The organism is Butyricicoccus sp. AM32-19, assembly GCF_003480365.1.
In the GTDB taxonomy this organism is placed as follows: domain Bacteria; phylum Bacillota; class Clostridia; order Oscillospirales; family Butyricicoccaceae; genus Agathobaculum; species Agathobaculum butyriciproducens.
This window is the reverse complement of the sequence record NZ_QUIX01000006.1, coordinates 76,751-97,659: the sequence shown is the minus strand read 5'-3', so window position 1 is coordinate 97,659 and position 20,909 is coordinate 76,751. Positions and strand designations below refer to the sequence as shown.

Genomic DNA, 20,909 nt, shown 5'->3' with positions numbered 1-20,909 from the left:
AGGTCATGGCGGGTCTGTCACACAGCGCGTTTCCCTTCGTATCCGGGTGTCTTTTTATTCAATTTTCAATCTGCATGAGGCTTGTCTGAACCTCGGGCCATTGTGACCCGAAGTGTTTTGCCTCTCATAAGCCATTTCATTTTCCGGCCTAAATCGGTACGCCTTACAAAGAATTTTTCAAAATTTTTTCTAAGTGCCGCAGACCTCGCTCGATTGCGACACGAACCACTTTTTCATGGACGCCCTCTGCCCGGGCAATATCCTGTTTGGTCATGCCGAGAATGAAATGAGCGTAAATCCGTTTTGCCTGTTTGTCCGGCAGACTGGCAATCGCCGCATGAAGCTCCTGCATGGTCACTTTCCGCTCATACAGTTCATGGGGAGATAAGGCGACAAAGACAGCTTCATGCTCCAGCCCGTCATCCCGATCAAGGGAATAATAGGCTTTGTGGCGGTATGTACGCAGCCGGTAGGCAGCCTCTTTACGATCAAACTCTTTGAACATTTCTGCAACTTCTTCCGATACTTCCATGAAGCAATCCGATGTATAGAATGGGTAATAGTCCCGCAAATTGATAATAGCCATATTGACCTCCGTTTCGGTTGTTGGTTGACGAGTGACCGAAACGAAGGCGGCGGGGAGCGGCACCGGGGAATGACTTCGGGCCAACATGACCCGAAGCAGCCACATAAGAACACAAAAGCGCCCGGGCGGCATGAAGCCACACGGACGCATGAAATTACACATTCATTTATGTATCGTCTGATTTCACATTCATAACCAGACTGTCCCGGAGGGGGAGTTACGCTTTTTTTAACTGGTGCAGATCATGGATACTGCGAAAAAGAGAAAAGGACACGGCGAAATAACCTCCAATCGGCTACCGTGTCCCTGCAAGTCGTCATTGGTTTGTGTAAACGCAAAGAAACGGCGGCTCTGAAATCAAAGCCGCCGTTTCAAATAGGCGTGTCAAATTGTCTGCTCTACGACGGCTTTTTTTCTTTTGCCGTCGTCCGGCAGAGTATTATTCAATATCTAATTCAATGTTTCCAGTGAAATTCTCACATTCAATGCCGATATAATTTCCACCATCAGGAAGTGTAATTGTGTCACTATAAGTTCCGGTTGTTTCAATCAAAGTTACTGCTTCATCAGATCCAGAAATCCAAAATACTTTTGCAGTACCTTCCGTAATCTCCAAGGTGCAATCAATGGACAGCTCCTTACCGGCTTCTCTCTTTATGGAAGTTCCTCCGAACAAATACTCTGTACCTGAAAAGTTCGCATAATCAGCCGTATAAGTCCCTGTATAATCATCAATTCCTTTTTCTTTTTCCCCTTGCAGTGACGATTTCCCTGTCAGTTCTATGGAGCCCGCAGATTGAACAATGTTATTGTAATGATTGAGAATTTCATCTTTTGAACAGCCAGCAAGCATAAAACTTCCCACAAGGACGAATGTTAATGCTAAAACTATTTTCTTCATAAAATCATCACCAGCCTTTCTTTGGAGCTACCTTTTTGGCCTTTTTCTTTGTTTGGGTTGCTTCTCGTTCTTTCATGCACAAAATCAAGATGGCAGAAATAACGACAGCAAGCGCAAGACTGCAAGAACAGGTTCCGATATTCCAGTTGACTGCGGTATCATAGCTGCGGTAGCCTACCATTCCAAGACTTGCGGTAATCGGATAGAGGTTTGCTAATGTCATATTTCCTGCGGCAAACATCCCTCCATATCCATAGACAAAAGCAATGATTACACCGACTAAAAAGCTGCCTGCCCTCCGACAAGTAAGAGCGATAATCGGCAGAACCGCAAGATATAAAAAGAAATTAACCGCAGTAATCTGCAAAGCTGCTTTTAGAGCTAAGGAAATCTCAAAGCCGGGAAATCCCACAATCATTTCTGCTATGATTGTAAACAGACTGCATATCAGCCCGAAAATAATAGACAATACGCCGCACACAATCAATTTTCCGGTCAACAGTTTCTTAAAAGAGATCGGCACAGTCAGAATATTTTTCAATGTGTCATCCGTCTGCTCACGAGAAATCATATATCCAGCAATTAGGCTGATACACATCGGAAAAATCATGGACATATTGTTTTTGATGACCTGTTCTGTAAGATAGGCAAAATCCCAAACGGAACCATCATTCGCCATAGAGGTAAACAAGGTCAGCAGGACGGATAGGAGCATGAGTGCAACGCCCGCCCAAAGGATATGATACCTTTTCAATTTATAAAATTCTGTTTTTACAATGCGAACCATGTTTATTCCCCCCTCTGCTTATATAATCTGTCAATCAGTAAGAACGAAACGAATGCCATGCTCCCAAGAATGAATACAACTTGAAATGTTGAGGGAATTAGCCCTGTCATTTGCTCCAAGTCCATTTTTATTCCATGAGCCGCCATATCTCCCGCACTCCAAAATGTAGTCAGTGGCGTGGGCAGAAGCCATAACATAGTTTTAGGCAGTGTGTCAAACAATGCCGTAGCACTCATGTTCAGAACGCTGTAAAAGACACACAACAAAATGGAAAAAACATAGGTCTTACTGAAAAAGACAACAAGAACAATCAACGGGAGTGTTCCTGCCGTAATGAAAATTCCTGTTTCAACCGCTAAAAACAATTTATAGCCTATTCCATAAACTTCTAATGTTCCAAATCCGCAAAGAATTGTTGCAATGGTAGAAGCCACACAAAAAACAATTCCAAAAAGAAAGAGGACAATAATCTTTGCAAGCACCATTTGCGTGCTGGTTATGGGAATTGTACGCAGATTTTTGAATGTATCGTTGTCGCGTTCCATAAAGAACAGGATAGCGGCAATCACTCCAATAATACAGGGCAGTAAAAACTGGATACCATATCCCAACACCATGTTAAATAGTCCGTCAAAAGCATCTGCCCGATCTGTATATCGCTCCATCATAGAGGGCGTTGTCATCAGATAAGTCAGCGGGATTGGAAACAGGAAAGCAGCCAGAATAATAAGCGGAATAAATTTCTTCCGTTTCAATTTCAAAAATTCGCATTTGATTAGTTTAAGCAATTCCTTCGCCCCCTGTCACACGCTTGAAGTAATCTTCAAGACTTTCTTCACAGGTATGTGCTTCTGATACCTCCAATCCGTTTTCTACAAAGGCAGTTACAATTTTACCCACAGGCAGATCAAGGTTGTGCAGGCGCAGATTGTGGTCGTCCTGTATGGAAAAATGGTTTTCATGGAAATTGCGTTCCAAAATTCTTGCTGCCTGTGCAGTATCAGAGAGCGTAAACCGGATATGCTTACTGCTTTTTTGCTCCAGCTCAGCAAGGCTTTCTTCTTCCAGCAACGCGCCGTGGTCGATAATTCCAATATCGTCAGCCAGCAAAGAAATCTCCGAAAGAATGTGACTGGAAATCAAAATAGTTTTTCCTCTTGCGTCGCAAAGCTCCCGAATAAAGGAGCGTACTTCTGCAATACCGATGGGATCGAGGCCGTTGATCGGCTCATCCAAAATCAAAAGCTCCGGATCGTGCATAACGGCAAGGGCGATGGCAAGCCGCTGCTTCATACCAAGAGAATACTGTGAAAAGAGCTTTTTATCTTTGTAGGGCAGTCCTACCAGATCCAGAGCATCTTTGATAGCATGATTGTTTGGTACGCCCCGCAGAGTAGCAAAGATACGCAGGTTCTCTGTGCCGGTCAGATTGGGATAAAAACCGGGGGACTCAATCAGGCTTCCGATACGGGGCAACAGCTTCTTTTCATTCCCTTGCAAAGACTTTCCCCAGATTTTGACCTCCCCGGAAGTCGGCTTCGTTAAGCCCAACAGCATTTTCATGGTAGTGGTTTTTCCGGCTCCGTTTCTGCCCAGCAGACCGTAAATTCTCCCACGCTTCACATGGATATTTAAGTCAGCCACACTCTTTTGTGAGCCGTATTGCTTCGTCAGATTTTTTGTTTCAATGATATAATTTGTATCCATATTCAAAACCTCCTGTTCTGTAAGGTATTCTATCATGCCAACCTTGCATTAACCTTGCCGCAACCTTGCATTAACCTTGCAATTTGAAATCCAGTAAAATGACAAAGGCTCCCGCCATAAAGACGGGAACCCGCTTAACTCTCCAAAGGAAAAAGCAACATAAATTCAGTTCCTTTTCCCGGCAAACTTTCAACTGCTATACTTCCACCCATCTTTTCTACAAGCTGATGGACAATAGAAAGACCAAGACCGCTTCCTTTTTCAGACCGTCCTTTGTCACACTTATAGAGCCGTTCAAAAATGTGTTTCAAATCTTCCTTCTCAATTCCCACTCCATTATCCGCCAGCAGCAGCTCCATGTTATTTTCCTTCTTTGACAGGGCAATTTTGATTTTGTCTGCATGGCTGTGAGCGATTACATTTTGAATGAGATTATTGACAATCCTCATATAGCTGTCCATATCCAATCTTACCCGGACAGGCTGTTCGGGAATATCAATGTCATACTCAACCTGTTTATCCTCAAAAATCGGTATCCAGTCAATGAGGATATTTCTTGTCAGCTCTGCGGCCTCAACACTCTGGATCTCCAAAGCAAACTCGTTAGAATTTAACTTGAACCAGTCAAAGAGTACATCAATATATTCTTTCAGATCATGGGCTTTCCGGCGGGCGGTTTCAATATAATCATCCCGGTCTTTTCCTGTGACCAGCCCTTTGTGTGCAGCGTCAAGATACCCAAGCAGAGTAGTAAGGGGCGTTCGCACGTCATGGGAAAGGCTCGTCATAAGCTGGCGGTTGGTTTCTTCTGTCTGCCGTACAGTTGAAAGTCTGTTTTCATAGGCCACAACGATCTCATTGATTTCATAGGCAAGAGGGGCTGTCAATTCATTTGTTGCAGACAAAATACGCCGATTGCCATTTCCATTTTTCACATCAACCAGCACATCAGTCATTTCTGCTATTTGTTTTTTTACACGCCGAACGAGAACGATGGAAGTCAATACAGCCACAACAGCAATCACAATGGACAAGAATACGATAATTTCCATGCTGACTACACCTCCTTATTAAACCGGTAGCCAATCCCTTTGACCGTTTGTATATACTTTGGGCTTGAAGGATTGACTTCTAATTTTTTACGAAGCCGACTGATAATCGCCATAATGTTACTGTCATCATAGAAATATTCTTCGCCCCAAACTTCCTCATAAATCTGCTGTTTTGTCAAAATTTTTCCTTGATGCTTTGCACAGTACAGGAGCAGATCAAATTCCTTTGGTGGAAGTTCAAAAGTGCCGTTTAATGTGGTAACAGAACGATTTTCAAGGTCAATCTGCAATCCGTCAAAATTTAGCTTTTGTATGGCTCCAGCTTGCTGATTAAAGCGAGTGTAGCGGCGAATAAGAGACGCAATACGGGCAATCAGTTCATCCATATCAAACGGTTTTGTAAGATAATCGTCCGCTCCGGCCCGTAAGCCCCGTACTTTAGAAATGCTGTCATTTTTAGATGTGAACATCAAAATCGGTAAGCTGTACTCCTTGCGAATTTCTTCCAGTGTTTCAAAACCATCCATGCCGGGCATCATCACATCCAGCACCACAAGCTGGTATTCGTGCTCTCTTAATTTTTGTAAGCCCTCTTTTCCGGTATTACAAAAATCAGCTTCTATGTTTTCTGCTTGTACGCTACGTTTAATCAAAGCGCACAGTTCTCTGTCATCATCTATAATCAGGATTTTATTCATGGTGCAACCCCTTCCCTTGTTTTGTCCTTCCGTCAATCGGCTTTTCTGCGTTCTTTGGGATCAGCCAAACACCAGCCATCTTTACAGCACCGGGGATACGCCCACCAGCGCAATAATAATTTACTCTACGAGGTGTCACGCCCCACTTTTCGGCGGCCTCTTTCAATGTCATATAGTCCATTTCGCACCTCCACAGGATATATTATAGTTCTCTACCTCGAATAATACAAGTTAGAGCCTACATGGATGCGAAACAAAATACTACTTAATGTAAAATTTCATTACATTCTCATAATTCAACCAGAAATGTAGAATGATATAGGGTGATATGAGAATGAACCAAGATGAAAGAAGGTTTGACTTTCACGGCCTCGGGGCGGCTCTCAAACGAGCCAGAGAAGAAAAGGGATGGACACAAGCCTATGTTGCGGAATTAGTAGACCGTGACTCCCGTACCATTATGAATATTGAGAACAAAGGTCAGTATCCCAGTTTCGACCTTTTTGTTAAACTCATTACCATGTTTGACGTTTCAGTTGACCAGTTTATTCATGCGGACGGAGGGGCAAGGTCAAGCTCTTGCAGAAAGCACATTGATGTGCTCCTAAATTCTATGAATGAAAAAGAGCTTGTCGTAATAGAAGCCACAGCCGAGGGCATTAAGAAAGCCAGAGAAACGGAGGTTCCAGAATAAGGGCCTCTGTTTTTTTGCGCTATTTTAGGGGCTGCCGCTAAGTGGCAAGCAATGCCTCTGTGGCCACAAGTGGCACAAAGGCGGCTTGTTGGGGCTCGCCCCAAACCCGTATCTTCGGGCCAACATGGCCCGAAGTGTCAGCGTCGCTTTGCTCCTTATTTTCATAACCTTAACGCTCCTTTTCCTGCTTTCTTCCCGGCTCGGTGTAGCCCATCAGAGTGTCAATGTTCGCCTTGATCGTGACGATCTCCTGCATATCCCGTCGTGCCTTCTGGTATTCTCCATAGAGCTGTTTTTTCTTTGCTGTGAGCTTGCGGCCTTCCTCCTTCAGCACATCCATTTTAGGGAGCTTCGCCCCGCCCAGCAGAGAGCGCATTTCCGCTTGTGCAGCCCGGTACAGTTCAAGGTCGGCCTCATGCTCCGCAAGGAATTTCCGGCTGTACTTCGTCGCCTTATACTGCTCAAAGACTGGGTGGGTTTTGGCATACTGAACCGTTGCGGCCTTTAGCCCGGCATTGGTTTTCATGGCCTGCTCCGTCTGCTTGACCTGTTCGGAAATAACATGGAAACGGTCTGCCGCCTCGGTGGCTTTCTTCGCCAACTGCTCATAATCGGTCAGGTTATTGTCCTGTATATAGGCAAGAGCGGCGGCCATCTGCTTAATGTTAAATACCTTCGCCCAGCGTTCATATCCCGGCCCCTTACCGGCAGCCAGCTTTGCTTGAATATCCACCGCCAGACTGATTTTCCGCTCCGAGCGCCCGGGGCGTTTTTCTTTGCCCTCAATGGCGGACAGAACATCTTGCAAGTCGTAGCCGTCCCCCAGCGTGGAGGCACGCAGACGGGTGAAGCGTTCCTGTCCCTGCCCGGTCAGCCGGAAGCTGATACCGCCGCCCCGAACCGTCTTGACCTCATACCCGGCCCGCTTCATCAAATTGAGAAATTCGTCCAAATCAGCGGGGCGTTCCGCCAACGCAGTATCAATGGCAAGGCGCAGCCTGTCCTGATAGGAAAGCGGCCCTTTCCGGTCTTTCTGCCACTCTCCATAGTTCCGATACTTGCCCTTGCTCCGGGGCTTCGGGTTCTCCACGATGGATAGCCCGTTTTCAAGGCACAGCCTGTCAGAGAGCCGCCGAAGGGCGAAGCTGGAGCCCCAAAAATTTCGGAATTTCCGGGTGCAGTCAAGGGTGGTGGAGTTGTAATAAATGTGACAATGGATGTGCTGCTTATCGGTGTGCGTGGTAACGATAAAAGCGTGCCGCCCCTTTGTCCAGCGCATAGCCAGCTCATAGCCGATACGGTTCGCCTCCTTCGGGGTGATCTCGCCCGGATAGAAGGATTGTCGTATCTGATAGCACAGCACATTATTTTCTTTCTTCTGTTCCCGGCCCGTCATAGCGGCATAGCTGGCCTTTGCCAAAAGGAACTCGTCCGCCACGGTGGCCGGATCACATTCATAAGCGGAGATATACTTTCCGCTTTCTGTTTTCTCCGGGTCCTTGCCATAGTCCAGACAATCCCGGATAGCCTCAGCAATCGTTTCGCCTTCGCCCGCATGGCGCTGTAACAAAGTTGTGGTAGCCAAAAATCATTCCTCCTTTCCATGAGAAAGGGGCGGCCCATTCAGACCGCCCCGACTTCGGGCCAGTATGGCCCGAGGCTGCTTAACTTGCCAGAAACCGGTACAGAGCGGATTTGCCTCCGTCCAGCGCCCAAAGAAGGGAGCCCGCCGCCGCTTGCAGTCCATACGGCGAAAGAAGGAAGGCAAGAAACAGAAATACAATCCCGCCTATGGGCGTCGGCGTGAAAAAGAGAGCGACACCCAGCACCGTCAGGATCACAGAGGCAATCGTCAGCAGGACGGCACAAATATCAAATAGGAACACCAGCAGAGCCGCCAGAAGGGACAACGCTAAAGCAAAGGGAGCAACCAATATTTTCAGCAGTATCTTCATCTTCAAAACCTCCTTTATCTATCCTTCCTACCTCTATTTTATCATGCCTGCCCGGGGACATAAATGTTGCGAAAGATTAGTAAATCCTGTCCTAAAACTTCGGGTCATGCTGGCCCGAAGCTTGATGGTTTTATCTAAAAAGTTATGATATAATGAAATCAATATTTTGGTTAGACGAGGTGATGAACATGGGGAACAGCAGAGACGACTTTACTTCAGCAACAAAGGAATTACTGGCAAATCGGGTTGGTAGAAGATGTAGTAATCCTGCTTGCCGAAAGTTGACTTGTGGGGCAAATACCAATCCTGAAAAAATTACAAATATAGGGGTAGCAGCTCATATCTGTGCAGCGGCTCAAGGCGGTCCACGCTATGACGCTTCTATGACACCCGAAGAAAGAAAGTCGTTTGAAAATGGAATTTGGTTATGCCAGTCTTGTTCTAAATTGATTGATACGGATATTACTCGTTATCCTAAAGAACTGCTACAAAGTTGGAAGCAGCTTGCAGAACAGACAGCAATTTTGGAAGTCGAAACTACTTCTTCCACACCTGCCTTTGAAAAAGATAAAGAGCTTGTCCAATTTTATTTGGAGTGCTTTGATCGTCCAGCCTTTCAAGATGACATTTATCAAGAAGGTCGAATGGAGGATTTTGATAAAGCGATTGAAGATACGCTAATTGCCTTGAATACAGGGGTACTAAGAACTCGTGATGGCTCCATATTAAAACAGGCTGATGGAAAATCTTCTGTCCAAAACTCTTTATGGAGAGAAAAACTCTATACTATCACTGATATGCTAACAGCAATTCGCAGACGATTGAAAATAGCCAAAAAGGAAAAAGCCTATTCGACATATGGCACAGGCGAAGATGTCGCTTATTGTTTCTATGATCGTGAGCTTGCTGAATGGCTTAATTCTACACGAGAAGAAATACTAAAAATTCTATCGTCTATTTGTAAAGAGGCTGGACTTCGGGAATTACATTTTCGGAAACATAGATATAGATGGTAAAAAGAACAAGGCGGCAGGTCCCAACATCGGAACCTGCCGCCCTCGTCTTACTTTGCCACCAGCTCGGAAAGCTCCCGCAGCACCTTTGACACCTCGCCCCACAGTTTTTCATAGTCCCGCTTCAATCCGTCGATTTCCTCCGGGTACACGCCATAGGTATGTGCGTGTATGGCAACCTGATTGAGATTGTTAGAACAGCGCCGTTGCAGAGAGATCAACTCTTTTACAGGTGCAAGGTCGATGTGCAGGATATATCCATTCAGAGCCATTTTCCGCACATAAGCCCCGGCGTTGGAAATGCCCGCCTCAGCCATCCGTTCATGGATGGCTGCCAGCTCGTCCGGCGTTACCATAACGTGCAGATGGACATTCCGCTTGCGGTTCTCCATCAGCGTTCCAACTCCCGGCCTTTCCGGCGCTCTTTGGGCTCCTTTACCTTATCAAGCGGTTTTGCGTCCAACTCCGGGGGCGTGGGTGGGATAGGCGTGTTGTTGGGTACGCCGTCGATCATGTTGCAGTTCTGCTCCGTGGAGAGCTCGGCGGTTTTCAGATAGTTGTCTTTTTCGTGCATGGCGATCCTCCTTTATCGTTCCTCATGGTTTTTATGGCTCCGCTTCTGGCCGGGCTCCTTCGGGGGTTCCTGCCCTCTGGTTCCTTCTTTGAGCCGGGCGGTAATGGATGGGCGCACCCGGTCAGGATTGCCCGGTGCTGGTTTCAGTTCATAATCCTCCATCTGCTTTTCGGTCAGCGGCTTTGCGTAGGTCAGTTCGCCCCATGCCATCAGCCTGCCGTCTGCCACAGGACGCCGCCTGTCGTCATCGTAGTTGACGATGGAAAGAGGCTGGTTATCCGGCGGCTTCGGGTAGGTGCCTATGTCCACGGGCCGCTGGGTGGAATAATAGCGGTAAACGCCCTCCGGTCCCAGCTCGGTATGCTTGACCGCCGCATGGTAAAGCTGCTGATAGTCGTCCACCCGGCGGTCAAAGTCCCTCTGCGCCCACGCTTGACTGGTTCCATAGCGGCCCCAGTAGTAATCCCGATGGCCGTTTTCTCCCTTGGTAAACTGCCAGGTCACAAAGGGGCTCGGCGCTCCCGGATTATGCCCCAGCGCAAAGCCGTGTCCGGTTTCAAAGGTGGCAGCTTTCAAAATCACATATCCTTGTACTGTCTCCAAGAGATCCCTCCTTTCTGTGCCTCGGGCCAACATGACCCGAAGTGCTGGATGTTACGAAATAAGAGGGCAGACCGGGGAGGAATGTAATAAGATATTCCCACCCCGGAAACACCCTCCAAAAAGCCCGGAATGTCAAGCCTTTGGAAGCGGCAAATCGTAACAGCCGCCCGGCCTTTTCTCCCGCATTTTCCTCATGCGTTCCCGGCTTTTTCGGCGGTTCCCTTCGGCCTTGCAGGCGTCGGAACAGTAGGCTTGACGCCCCTCGGGCAAAAACGCCTTTCCGCAGACCGCACAGGCTCGCAGCTCCGGGGAGATGCCTTCCGTTGTCAACGACGCTTGAAGCTCCGGGTTAAGAGGCAGGACAGCCTCACGGAAATAACGGCAGTACGCCCCTGTCCAGCACTTGTGCAGCATATAGCAGGCACAGTCAAGAGGAAGGCACAGGCCGCTTTCCCGGTCATAGTTGGCACACATCCCCGTGACAAGAGAACGGATTTTCTTCTTCTCGTCACGGGTCAGCTCCCGGGCGTCCATTTAAGACTTCGGGCCACGATGGCCCGAAGGGCGGGGCTCCACGATCAGCGCCCGGAACTTCTTCCGGCACTGTTTTTTCTTTCCTTTGCACTCCTTGTAGTAACGGCATCCCTTACAAGGGTCGTCATTGTCCCAGCCGGGGTGCGGTACTTCCTTCATCATTCGTTCAAAAGGGCTGCTTGTAAAATTCATTCTCATTCCTCCGTATCTTCCTCCCACGGCGGGGTATCTTCGTCCTCGGGTTCCTCTGCGATCTCCTCCAGCTCCCCGTCCTCATATTCGCAGTAATCATCCTCTAAATCCGGGGCCTCATGCTTCGGCTTGTAAATCTTGAAATAGTAACCAATTCCACCGCCGGCCAGCACCACCGTACCGATCAGGAGCAGAGAGAGAAGGGGGCTGTCCTTTTTCTCCGGCTCGGGTTCCGGTACTTCCTCCACCGGTTCAGTGGGCTTTGGCTCTGGCTCCGGGGTCACTTCTTTGGGCGGTTCCTTACCCTGTTCGGCAAGAGGCAGAAGGTCGTCTGTGGTAACAGTATTGAGGAAATAGACGTTCTCGCTGGTTTTCTGTTTGTCGATCACCAGATAAAACACGCTCTCGTCTGCGGTGGTGATGGTGTAGAACTCCTTTCCATCCTCGTCGGTGGCGTTGTCCACCACGGTTCCCGTCCCGTCCGGGGTAAAGGGGTTCTGGGTTTCCGGCTCCGCTTCGGTTTCTGCCGGGGAGGGAGCTGTCTCCGGCTGCGGCTCGCTGCTCTGTGCATAAGCCGGGACTGTAAAGATCAGGCAACACAAAAGGCTGGCAGCCATCGCCGCCAGCCTGCGGTATTTAATTTTCTTCATGGGCTGTGTCCTCCTTTTCGGGCGCCTCCGGCTTCGGGTCAGTATGACCCGAAGCTGTAAGGCTGTTTTGGGGGTCATTCAAAAAAGCCATAAGCTGGGTGGGCGTCAGTTTGAGGGAGCGCACCGCCTGCACGATCTGGCTGTTTTCTTCCTCCTGTTTCTGCTTTTCCAGCTCCCGGATTTTGGCCTGCCACTCGGCAGCCTTCTCCCGGGCTTTTTCCAGTTCCTTATCGAGCTTGTCGATCTTGTTCATGCAAGGACTCCTTTCCTCTGGCTCACAAACGCCCGAAGGCATAGAAATGTGTCTGCCAGTAGCTTGAATTGATGTTTGCGTATTGGATGGGCGAACCACAATGAAGCATCATCCCGTCGCCCACATAAATCCTCACATGGGACACAGGGCCGGGGCTATCATAGGTTCCCGTGAAAAAGATAATATCGCCGGGCTTTGCCTCGGAGGGGGAAATGATAGCACACTGGTTGTAAATGCCCTGCGCCGTGGTACGGGGCAGGTTGTGGACGCCGCTGGCCGTGTACACCCAGCAGACAAAGCCCGAACAGTCAAAGGAGGTGGACGGGCTGGAGCCGCCCCACACATAGGGCCAGCCGATGTACTTTGTGGCTTCTTCCATGAGCGCCGCAAAAGCCGGGTCATCCAGCGCCTCGCCGGGTATCTCATAGCTGGGGCCGGTATCTTCGCCACCGTTGTAAATCCCTTCCCACAGATAGGGTTTGTTGCCTTTGAGCTGCTGCATAACGGTGTAGATTTCCCGCTGCTGTTCGTTAAGCCTCGGCAGGATCACGGCAGGCAGCGTCTTGTTTGTGAGGGTCACATTGAGAATGTAATACTCATAGGGGACTTCCTCGGTGGTGGTTTCCCCGGTCTCCGGGTCAGTGCTGGTTTCGGTGCGGTAGCGTATCTCGACTTCCTCCGTCAAGGTCAGTTCATACTGTGCCTCGAAAATCTCCCGCAGCTCGTCCTGCACCTGTTCACGGAAATACACATGGTACTTTGCCGAGAGATAGGACGCCAGCTCATAGGGGTTATGGCCGATCTCGTCCACGGAATAGCGGTACTCGTCATAGCCGGGATGGGTGCTTTCAATGTTCGCTACCGTCTGCGCCAGCTCGTTTTCCAGCGCCGTGTAGTCCTCGTCCACCCCCAGCAGGTCCGTATCCTCCGAGGCGTAGGAGGTGCCGGATAACGCATTGGCAAGGCCGCTGCCAAGCGTGGGAAAGATAGAGCTTACCGCCGACACAAGAAAACAGAGCAGTAACAGCAGGAGCAGGACCAGCACCGCCACGGGATGACGGGTCACAAACTGCGCCGCCCGACGGGTCGCAGTTCCCGAAGCGGCAGCGGTTTTCTTTGCGGCCTTTGCGCCCTGTTTTGCAGCCGCCTTTGCTTCTTTGGAATACCGGCGTTTCAGTTTCCATTTCTGCTGCACACGGGAAAACGGATTGCTGGCAAGTTCCGGGTGCTCGGAGGCCATCTTTTGAAAATCCACATTGGCCCGGGCTTTTATGTCCTTCCGTTCCCACTTTGCCACCTTCCGGGCTGGGTGTTCCCGCCAGCGGCGTTTGGCATAGCGGGTCAGTTTCCGGGCTCCGGCCTCTGCGGCCAGCTCGGATTTATGCGCTCCTTCCACGCCCACATTTTCATGCTCAACCTCGTGTATCTTGTTGTGGACATAGAACCACGCTTCTGTACGGGCTCCCCGGACTGCCTTTTTTGCAAGCCCCGGCGGCTTCTGCGCCGCCCGTTTCGCCTCGACCTTATCCAGCTTCTCCCGGGCCTTTCCCAGCTTTTCCCCGGCGCGCTCCGCTTTGGCCTGCGCCTTCTGGTACTTGTCCTTTTTACTCCCGGCCTTCTCGGCGGAGCCCTCCGGCTCCTGTGCCCTGCCGGTATCCTGCGGCCTGCTCGCTTCATCCTCCTGCCTCATGCGGTCAGAGGGACGGCTTTTGCGGCTGTCCTCTTGAAACTTGCCGCTTTTGGACTTCGGGCCATCATGGCCCGAAGGACTGTCCTGCCCGGCATCCTCGTCCTCAAACCGCAGACGTCGGGACGGTGCGGGGGAAGGTCCTTCCCGTTCTGCCGGTCCGGGGCGATTGTCCCCGGTATCCTCCGTCGGCCCCGGCCTTTGAAAATTCCGTTTGTCCGGTTTCTTTCCGATAATGTATCCCTCCTTTCCAAACCTCGGGCCATCATGGCCCGAAGTGTGTTACGCCCGGTTCATTTCCTGTTTTTTGTCCTCCGGGCGGGTGGTCATAATGGCGTACAGCTCGGTATTCTGCGGGAAGCGGTCAACAAACGGGATGGTGGTGTTTCCGAAGAACAGCAGCCCTTCGCCGGAATTGGTATGGGTCACATAGGAAAGCTGATGGGGGCTGATCCCAAGCTGTTTGGCTAAAATCTGCCGGTCCCCCTGTGCCTGCGAGAGAAGCACAAGGAAGTCCGAGTTTTCAAAGATGTTCTCGATCTCCGGGCTTGCCAGAAAATCCTTCACGTTCTGCGTTAAAGCACTGGGAACGCACCCTTTTTTTCGCAGCATTTTCCAGATCGCCACACAATAGCTTGCCGTCAGACGGTCACGGAGCAGCACATGAAATTCGTCGAAGTAGCACCATGTAGCGATACCGCGTAGGAAATTCATGGACACCTGCGAGTTTACCAAGTCCTGCATAATGAGCATGGCAATCGTCCGAAGCCCGGCCCCCAGCTTTTTTAAGTCAAGGCATACCAGACGGCGGTTTAAGTCCACATTGGTTTCATGGTTGAACACGTTAAGGGAACCCGACACATAAATTTCAAGGGCCGTTGCCAGCCGCACCGCCTCGCCCTCCGGCTGGGAACAGAGCAGGTCATATAGCGTTTGGAGGGTCGGCATTTTGCTTGTTTCCGGGTTTTGCAAGTGTTCCCGGTACATCTGGCGTACACAGCGGTCAATGACGGTCCGCTCCACCGGCTGCAAGCCATCCTTGCCGCCGACGATCAGCTCCATCAGCGACAGGATAAAGTCGGCTTTCAGCGCCATCGGGTTTTCCTCGTCAAAGCTCAGGTCAATGTCCATCGGGTTGATGTGGTGGGGGCTGTCCGGGGCGATCTCGATGACCTGTCCGCCCAGCCGCTTGATAAGGGGCGAGTATTCGCCCATCGGGTCCACCACAATGATCCGGTCACGGGTGGCAAGGAACACGTTCACAAGCTCTCGCTTTGCGGCAAAGGATTTGCCGGAGCCCGGCACGCCGAGGAACAGGCCGTTGGGGTTTTTGAGCTTTTTCCGGTTTGCCATGATGACGTTATGGGAAAGTGCGTTGAGCCCGTAATAGACGGCTTCGCCATCCATGCGGAGCTCCTGCGTCATAAAGGGAACGAAAATGGCCGTGGAGCTGGTCGTCATGCCGCGCTTGATCTCAATGCCGTTATGGCCCAGCGGAAGGCTGGAAAGAAAACCGTCCTCCTGCTGGAAGTCCAGCCGCTTCAAGGTGCAGTTGTATTTCTGGACGATACCGGACACCGTGAACAGGTCATTGTCCAGCTCCCGGCGGGTCGGGGCCATGTTTACCACAAGGAAGGTCAGCAGGAACATTCTTTCATTCCGGCTCTGTAAATCTTCCAGAAGGGTCTTTGCGTCGTTGCTGTACGTTACAAGATCGGGTGGAAGTATGTCCATGTCGTACCCTGACCGGGCTGCCTTCTTTTGTTCCTCCACCTTCATCTTGTCAATGTCGGAGACTTTGGCCTTGATAGATTTTACGGCGGCGGCCTGATCGACGGTTTGGATATGGAGAGTGATGGTCATTTCCGCATCCATTTCCAAAAGCTCCGCCAGCAGCTTGTCCGAGAGCTCTGAGGCCAAAATCTGCAAGTAGGAGGCAGCGCCCCAGGTCGTCCCCACCCGGAACAGACGGCTGAAACGAAAATCGAAACTGTCCGGGGCGATAAAGTCTTTGGTGGAAAGCCCGGTTTTGGGGATCATATCCCATGAAAACCGGAAGGGGGAGCCGCTACCGGGGTGGAGTTGCCCGTGAAGAAGCTCCAGCCGTTCCAGCCCCGAAAGGGAACGGCACTTGACGCCCAGCTTTTTGAAGTTCCCGCAAATGTCCGCCTCTACACGTTCCAGCCTTGCCCTGGCGGTGGAAAGGTCGTCCACATTCACGCCGAAGGTCAGGAGCTTTGTGCGGACAATGCCGTTGTTGCTTTTGGCGATCTGGTTTTCCAGCATTTCCACATACTCACACCGGACGCTGTTGTAATCATCGTCCTGCATGGGGATGTTCACGCTGTACCGGCTGCCCGGGCGGCTCCGGTGGTTGAGGAAGGAAAGCTGGAACGGAAGGCTGCTGTCAAAGTAGTTGAGGCAGGCGCTCCACCCGTCAAAGATGGCTGCCTGATCTTCGGACTGTGCGAGCTGGTAGTTGATGTCCTCGTATTCAATGGTTTTGGTGTAATAGCGGTCCGCTACCCGGCACACCCCGTCCCGGTACATTTCCCGGTAAGGGAGGGTCTGCTGGGCGGTGGTGGGAACGTTCTTTCCTTTCGTGAACAGGCCGGTAAGGCCCTGCTTTTCAGGCTTTTTGCCTGCGGGCTTTCCGGCCCTTCTGCTGTTTCGCAATCGGCTGCGCCTCCTTTCTGGCGCTAAGCAGCGCATAGAAATTTTCGGTTTTGTAAGGCCGCACACGGGGATAGAGGAACCGGGTGCGGATGATGTTTTTCAGCACTTTTTCCAGCGGCAGACCGTCTCGTTCATACATAGCCAGAAAGAAGAACGGGAGCATGAGGCCGATCATCAGGAACATGGCGGCACTGTTCCCGATACTGCCACGGGAAAACAGGTAAGCCGGGAGGCCCACCGCCGCTGCGCTGGAAAAACAAACAAGCTGGCGCTTCGTTAGGTTGAAGGCCAGCTTTGTCTTGATTTTGGAAAGGTCTTTTGGTACTGGCACATAGGCCATTTTGGTACACCTCCTTTATTGCTTCGGGCCAGCATGGCCCGAGGTTATCTTGCGGCCTCTTTGGCCGGGGCTGTGCTGCGGGCAGCTTCGGCGGCCTCTCGTCCGCTCTGCCTTGCCCGCCAGTATTCGGGGTGATACTGCCGGATGGACTGATTGAGTTTTTCTTCAAACTGTCCTTTGTCCTTAATGCGGTCAGGGATTTTCCACAGCTTTTTGTCCAGCAGCTCCCGGAGCACTACGCTTTCCTGCGCGTCCTCCTCGTAGCAGATATAGCCCTTGTCCTTGAAGCCGCATTTTTTGGCCGCCGGGGAGAGGACGGCGGCTACCTCGTTTGCCACCATCGTTCCGCCGTGGCTGGCGGTAGATACCAGAAACACCCCCGGACAGAGGGTTTCACAGCTCTGCACCTCGCCCCACGGGGAACTTTTCGGCGCATGGAACATTCCGCCCGTCCGGCTCCGGTCCGCCTGCATGAGCGCCGCCTTTTCTAAGATGGCTTTCAGTTCCGGGGAAAAATAGGCATATTCCCGCAGGACCCGGGCGGCCTCCCCGCCGCAGGCGTTCATCAACAGGGTATAGGCGTCGCTGTCCGCTTTGGTACAGCGGCCCAGCAGTTTTCCGTCGTAATAGCAGGCCGCGTCATAGCCCGTCCGTTTGCGTAGCATGGTTCCCGCCTCCTTTCTGCTTCGGGCCAGCATGGCTCGAGGTCAACGCTCTGCGCTGCGGCTGGGCTTTTCCTTCGGAGGCCGTTCTGCCTTTGCCTGTTCGGCAGCCGCTTTCCCGGCTTTGAGCTGGTCGCTGATGGACGCACGCCCCACAGAGCCGCGCTCCGCCATCTGTTCCAGCTTTGCCTCATAGGCTTGCAGAACAGCGGTATTGAGCTGTTCCCGGAACTCCTTTGTGACAGGGTAGGCCATATCCCGGTAGCCGCCTTTTCCGTCCGGCTGGCTGGGCATCCCAAGAAAGAGGCCCTTGCTGCCCTGTACGATTTTCAGATTTTCCACCACAAAGCAGTCATTGAATTTCACGCTGGCAAAGCCCATGAGATTTTTCACGGGTTCGATGACCCGCACGCTTACATCCAGCTTTATAGGGGCGGCTGGTGTTCCGCCCGCAGTTTTTTCCTGCATGGATTTCTCCTTTCCGCTTCGGGTCAGCATGGCCCGAAGTCTCTTAATGGCAGCCGAAGATGGATTTTGCAAGACTGCCTGTTTTGAATAAGGTAAAACACAGCAGCACCGTATATTCCACACAGCCCCAGATCGCCCCGATGGGGTCGCCGTCGGTGGCGATACTCTGGATCAGCACCGCATAGATGGCGACACAGACTAAGATCAATAGACCTTGAAAGCCTACCGCAAAGAGGGAGCGGAAATAGTTCTGCCCCATGTGTCCGGTTTCCCTGTTGGGGACTGTGGCAAACGGGATAGGAGCTAAACTTGTGAGTAAATAAATTTCAATCATACGGCCATATACGATGACGAAGATCACGATGTTTAAGGCAATCATGGTAAGCTGGATTAGGAAGGATTGTAGCCAGAGTCCGAACAGAGGACCTAACTCCATCGCCTCAAGCTCTGTCCGCAAACTGTCCAGCACATCCGGCGTGATCTCTGTCCCGTTCTGGATAATGCCCGCTGACTGCTGTATCACATGCTGGCTCACATCAAAGACCGCCAGCACGATATTGAAGGTGTTCGTCAGGATCATCACAGCCACAAAGGTTTTGAACACCCACTTAAAAAACATCCATGTGTCAACTTCATGGAGGTTGTTGCGTTCTATGAGCATCTGTATCAGCTCATAAGTCATTACAAAAGTGAGGATGACCCCGGCGATTGGCAGGATGGCAGTTTCAGAGATCTGTCGTATCATGGAAAAGACCCCGGCGTTCCAGTCCGCCGGGGTCGTGCCTACCTGTGTGGCGATCTCGCCAACGCTCTGATTGACGTTATCGAAAAGACCATCCAGATTTCCCATGATACCATCGACGAGCAGACCTTTCAGCCATTCAACGATTGCGTCGATGATAAAGTCCATACATCAGCTCCTTTTCTGGAAAAAGGGACAACGGGTGACATTTAGCTGAACAGCCCGGACAGCAGAGGGATAAGCTGAAGACCGATCAGAACGACACCGCCTCCCGCCATCAGCTGCTTAATGCCCTGGCTTTTTGCCGCAGGGTTGTCCGACCCGTAACCTTCCAGAAGGTTGATGACGCCCCACACCGCCAGACCGGCGCCAAGAGCCATGACCAGAATTTTAAGAATGTCGATTGCCTGATTGAAAAATTCCATATACGTTCCTCCATTTTGTTTGTTTGATGGTTTTGGGTACAAAAAAAGCCGCCCATATCGGCGGCGCTTCGGGTCATCATGGCCCGAAGTTACACAAACTCGTCGCTGTCCAGATCATCGAAATTCAACAGGTCAGCTTCTTCGTCCGTGTCGGAGCCGTCCACTTCGTACACCGTGTATTCGTCCTCCGGCTTTAGTCTCAATGGTCGGTGGCGGAACAGGCTTTCCAAGCGGAAGGCGTTTTTCTTTTTATCAAATTCGGCTGTGTACTTGTAATTCGGGTGCTTTTTCAAGTCATACTTCGGGGACAGGAAGGGCGGGAGCCCCCGAAGCTGCAAGATACATTTATCCCCGGGCATGGTGGTGATCTCGCTGGTGGTCATCAGCTCCCGGCCAAGTCGCTGCATATTCTGGCTGTAACTTTCAGACTGTCCCCGGCTTCGGCCCTCGGTCTGCATAGAGATGGTGGCCTTGCCCAGCCAGTTTTCCGAAATATCCTTTAGGGTGGAAGCCTCCCGGCCTCCGAGGAATACGATACTGTCCATGTTGCCCATGATGGTTTCGGAATGGTCTTTGTACAGCGCCTTGCACTGGCTCATAGCCTGATAAAAGAGCGTCAGGCTGATCTCCCGTGAGCGGATGACTGCCACGATCTTTTCCAGCCCCGGCACCTGCCCGGTGTTGGCAGCCTCGTCCCACAGCACCCGCACATGATAGGGCAGACGCCCGCCATAGGTGTTGTCAGCCCGTTCACACAGAAGGTTGAACATCTGCGAAAAAGCGAGGGCAACCAAAAAGTTGTAGGTGGTGTCCGTGTCGCTGATAAGAAAGAACAGCGCCGATTTTTCATCCCCCAGCTTATCCAGCTCCAGCTCGTCATAAGACATGATCTCCCGAAGTTGGGGAATATCAAAGGGAGCCAGCCTTGCACCGCAGGAAATCAAGATGCTTTTGGCTGTCTTGCCAGAGACGAAAAGTCAAGGACTTTTTCATCAAATTCACAAAAAAGGTGCCAGAAGCACCGTATGGCTCCTGACACCTCGTTTGATAGATTACATTTTTCCGTTCAGCAGGTCTTTGCAGAGATACGCATAGTCTGGCAGCTGGTTGATATATGGCTCCCAACGCCGCTTGATTTCGGCCAATTCCAGCGGGTCGGCTGCTTCCAGTGCATGATCGTTGCCCGTCATATACAAAACATCCATAGCAACATCATCCAAACACCTGTAACAGAGATCGGCGGCAGATTCTATCCTGATACCGGTATCCACATAGACTGGATTGACGCCAATCGTCAGCCAGACATAGCCTACCTTGTCCGACCAGAGCAGTTCAAAATCAGGGCTTTGCCGCAGATGTTCCGCAAAGACTTCCTTTACTCGCTCAATTTCATGTTTCTCTTTTTCTGTGTAAAGCATTTTCGTGTCCTCCTTGACAAAAATTTTGGTGCGTACCATCATCAGTTTAGCACAAGGCGGCTTCGTTTATCAGTCTGTCACATTTGCTGAATTTCATTTTTGAGCATACGCTTGATTTTATCGCTCATGGTTTCTGTGCTGGTATTGCTGAAATGGACATGAACCTTGTAGGTCGTCTTGCCGATTTTCTTTATCATCGCCGCCGTGTTTTCCGGCGCTCTGGACGCAGTAGCGGCGGCTGCCACCTGCATAGTACGGGGTTCTTTGTTCATGGCGCTCCTTTCTCCGAACG

The 20,909-nt window shown here is 50.9% G+C and carries 27 protein-coding genes and 1 pseudogene; 2 read left to right on the top strand and 26 right to left on the bottom strand.

Annotated features, from left to right (window positions below; all coding sequences use genetic code 11):
- Nucleotides 1-163: 163 nt before the first annotated feature.
- The 8 genes from DW806_RS07260 to DW806_RS07225 all read right to left on the bottom strand — a co-directional run bounded on the left by DW806_RS07260 (nt 164) and on the right by DW806_RS07225 (nt 5,912).
- Complete coding sequence (locus DW806_RS07260; RefSeq protein ID WP_015553874.1) at nt 164-586, bottom strand: RNA polymerase sigma factor; 423 nt, start codon at nt 584-586, stop codon at nt 164-166.
- A gap of 439 nt (nt 587-1,025) precedes the next feature.
- Nucleotides 1,026-1,487: a hypothetical protein gene (locus DW806_RS07255; RefSeq protein WP_118729541.1), complete on the bottom strand. Its 462-nt coding sequence runs from the start codon at nt 1,485-1,487 to the stop codon at nt 1,026-1,028.
- Between the two features lie 7 nt (nt 1,488-1,494).
- Nucleotides 1,495-2,274, bottom strand: a complete 780-nt coding sequence (locus DW806_RS07250; protein WP_002594767.1) for an ABC transporter permease — start codon at nt 2,272-2,274, stop codon at nt 1,495-1,497.
- Between the two features lie 2 nt (nt 2,275-2,276).
- Nucleotides 2,277-3,062, bottom strand: a complete 786-nt coding sequence (locus tag DW806_RS07245; RefSeq protein WP_118729540.1) for an ABC transporter permease — start codon at nt 3,060-3,062, stop codon at nt 2,277-2,279.
- Entirely contained in the window at nt 3,055-3,981 is a 927-nt protein-coding gene (locus DW806_RS07240) for an ABC transporter ATP-binding protein (RefSeq protein WP_007860248.1), read from the bottom strand. Before DW806_RS07240 ends, DW806_RS07245 begins: the two co-directional genes overlap by 8 nt.
- A 134-nt stretch (nt 3,982-4,115) precedes the next feature.
- Entirely contained in the window at nt 4,116-5,033 is a 918-nt protein-coding gene (locus tag DW806_RS07235; protein WP_118729539.1) for a sensor histidine kinase, read from the bottom strand.
- A 5-nt stretch (nt 5,034-5,038) separates the two neighbouring features.
- Nucleotides 5,039-5,731: a response regulator transcription factor gene (locus DW806_RS07230; RefSeq protein ID WP_117534464.1), complete on the bottom strand. Its 693-nt coding sequence runs from the start codon at nt 5,729-5,731 to the stop codon at nt 5,039-5,041.
- Nucleotides 5,724-5,912 (bottom strand): helix-turn-helix domain-containing protein, encoded by a 189-nt coding sequence (locus DW806_RS07225; RefSeq protein WP_024738628.1) that lies wholly within the window; start codon nt 5,910-5,912, stop codon nt 5,724-5,726. Before DW806_RS07225 ends, DW806_RS07230 begins: the two co-directional genes overlap by 8 nt.
- Before the next feature lie 147 nt (nt 5,913-6,059).
- Between DW806_RS07225 and DW806_RS07220 the strand changes: the two genes are divergently transcribed.
- Nucleotides 6,060-6,425, top strand: a complete 366-nt coding sequence (locus tag DW806_RS07220; RefSeq protein ID WP_004064252.1) for a helix-turn-helix transcriptional regulator — start codon at nt 6,060-6,062, stop codon at nt 6,423-6,425.
- A gap of 169 nt (nt 6,426-6,594) precedes the next feature.
- Here DW806_RS07220 and DW806_RS07215 read toward each other — a convergent pair whose 3' ends face one another.
- Both DW806_RS07215 and DW806_RS07210 read right to left on the bottom strand, forming a co-directional pair.
- On the bottom strand, nt 6,595-8,010 hold the full coding sequence (locus DW806_RS07215) for a relaxase/mobilization nuclease domain-containing protein (protein WP_118729538.1): 1,416 nt from the start codon (nt 8,008-8,010) through the stop codon (nt 6,595-6,597).
- A 79-nt stretch (nt 8,011-8,089) separates the two neighbouring features.
- Nucleotides 8,090-8,380 carry a CD1845 family protein gene (locus DW806_RS07210; protein ID WP_005927606.1) on the bottom strand — a complete coding sequence of 97 codons (291 nt, stop codon included), beginning with the start codon at nt 8,378-8,380 and terminating at the stop codon, nt 8,090-8,092.
- A 188-nt stretch (nt 8,381-8,568) separates the two neighbouring features.
- Here DW806_RS07210 and DW806_RS07205 point away from each other — a divergent pair, with 188 nt between their 5' ends.
- A complete protein-coding gene (locus DW806_RS07205; protein WP_015553877.1) occupies nt 8,569-9,396 on the top strand; it encodes a hypothetical protein in 828 nt (275 codons plus the stop codon).
- 47 nt (nt 9,397-9,443) lie between these two features.
- Here the strand turns inward: DW806_RS07205 and DW806_RS07200 are convergent, their stop codons facing one another.
- From DW806_RS07200 to DW806_RS07115, 16 genes and pseudogenes are all read right to left on the bottom strand, one after another.
- On the bottom strand, nt 9,444-9,785 hold the full coding sequence (locus tag DW806_RS07200) for a plasmid mobilization protein (RefSeq protein ID WP_012741672.1): 342 nt from the start codon (nt 9,783-9,785) through the stop codon (nt 9,444-9,446).
- Nucleotides 9,785-9,967: a DUF4316 domain-containing protein gene (locus DW806_RS07195; protein WP_003500078.1), complete on the bottom strand. Its 183-nt coding sequence runs from the start codon at nt 9,965-9,967 to the stop codon at nt 9,785-9,787. The genes DW806_RS07200 and DW806_RS07195 overlap by 1 nt, the downstream gene beginning before the upstream one ends.
- Nucleotides 9,968-9,979: 12 nt before the next feature.
- Nucleotides 9,980-10,603, bottom strand: a complete 624-nt coding sequence (locus tag DW806_RS07190; RefSeq protein WP_117506422.1) for a hypothetical protein — start codon at nt 10,601-10,603, stop codon at nt 9,980-9,982.
- Nucleotides 10,604-10,702: 99 nt separating this feature from the next.
- Entirely contained in the window at nt 10,703-11,104 is a 402-nt protein-coding gene (locus DW806_RS07185) for a cysteine-rich VLP protein (RefSeq protein ID WP_117506421.1), read from the bottom strand.
- Nucleotides 11,105-11,298: 194 nt separating this feature from the next.
- Nucleotides 11,299-11,946 carry a DUF4366 domain-containing protein gene (locus DW806_RS07175; RefSeq protein WP_074441076.1) on the bottom strand — a complete coding sequence of 216 codons (648 nt, stop codon included), beginning with the start codon at nt 11,944-11,946 and terminating at the stop codon, nt 11,299-11,301.
- A complete protein-coding gene (locus tag DW806_RS07170) occupies nt 11,933-12,199 on the bottom strand; it encodes a DUF4315 family protein (RefSeq protein ID WP_118729537.1) in 267 nt (88 codons plus the stop codon). Before DW806_RS07170 ends, DW806_RS07175 begins: the two co-directional genes overlap by 14 nt.
- Before the next feature lie 22 nt (nt 12,200-12,221).
- A complete protein-coding gene (locus DW806_RS07165) occupies nt 12,222-13,889 on the bottom strand; it encodes a C40 family peptidase (protein ID WP_118729536.1) in 1,668 nt (555 codons plus the stop codon).
- A 279-nt stretch (nt 13,890-14,168) separates the two neighbouring features.
- On the bottom strand, nt 14,169-16,598 hold the full coding sequence (locus tag DW806_RS07155; RefSeq protein ID WP_442861146.1) for a VirB4-like conjugal transfer ATPase, CD1110 family: 2,430 nt from the start codon (nt 16,596-16,598) through the stop codon (nt 14,169-14,171).
- Nucleotides 16,516-16,902 carry a PrgI family protein gene (locus DW806_RS07150; RefSeq protein WP_003500106.1) on the bottom strand — a complete coding sequence of 129 codons (387 nt, stop codon included), beginning with the start codon at nt 16,900-16,902 and terminating at the stop codon, nt 16,516-16,518. Before DW806_RS07150 ends, DW806_RS07155 begins: the two co-directional genes overlap by 83 nt.
- Before the next feature lie 44 nt (nt 16,903-16,946).
- Complete coding sequence (locus DW806_RS07145; RefSeq protein ID WP_270843184.1) at nt 16,947-17,567, bottom strand: DUF7007 domain-containing protein; 621 nt, start codon at nt 17,565-17,567, stop codon at nt 16,947-16,949.
- A gap of 42 nt (nt 17,568-17,609) precedes the next feature.
- Nucleotides 17,610-18,032, bottom strand: coding sequence for a SpoVG family protein (locus tag DW806_RS07140; protein WP_117613993.1), 423 nt, complete (start codon nt 18,030-18,032; stop codon nt 17,610-17,612).
- A 43-nt stretch (nt 18,033-18,075) separates the two neighbouring features.
- Nucleotides 18,076-18,942, bottom strand: a complete 867-nt coding sequence (locus tag DW806_RS07135) for a VirB6/TrbL-like conjugal transfer protein, CD1112 family (RefSeq protein ID WP_118729534.1) — start codon at nt 18,940-18,942, stop codon at nt 18,076-18,078.
- Between the two features lie 41 nt (nt 18,943-18,983).
- The gene (locus tag DW806_RS07130) at nt 18,984-19,199 is read right to left on the bottom strand and encodes a Maff2 family mobile element protein (protein ID WP_016306504.1); all 216 of its coding nucleotides are present in this window, start codon (nt 19,197-19,199) and stop codon (nt 18,984-18,986) included.
- A gap of 89 nt (nt 19,200-19,288) precedes the next feature.
- Nucleotides 19,289-20,167, bottom strand: a pseudogene (locus DW806_RS07125) (VirD4-like conjugal transfer protein, CD1115 family); the annotation flags it as partial.
- Nucleotides 20,168-20,251: 84 nt separating this feature from the next.
- Nucleotides 20,252-20,617, bottom strand: coding sequence for a hypothetical protein (locus DW806_RS07120; RefSeq protein ID WP_097791876.1), 366 nt, complete (start codon nt 20,615-20,617; stop codon nt 20,252-20,254).
- A gap of 77 nt (nt 20,618-20,694) precedes the next feature.
- Complete coding sequence (locus DW806_RS07115) at nt 20,695-20,889, bottom strand: transposon-encoded TnpW family protein (RefSeq protein WP_118729533.1); 195 nt, start codon at nt 20,887-20,889, stop codon at nt 20,695-20,697.
- Nucleotides 20,890-20,909: the final 20 nt, after the last annotated feature.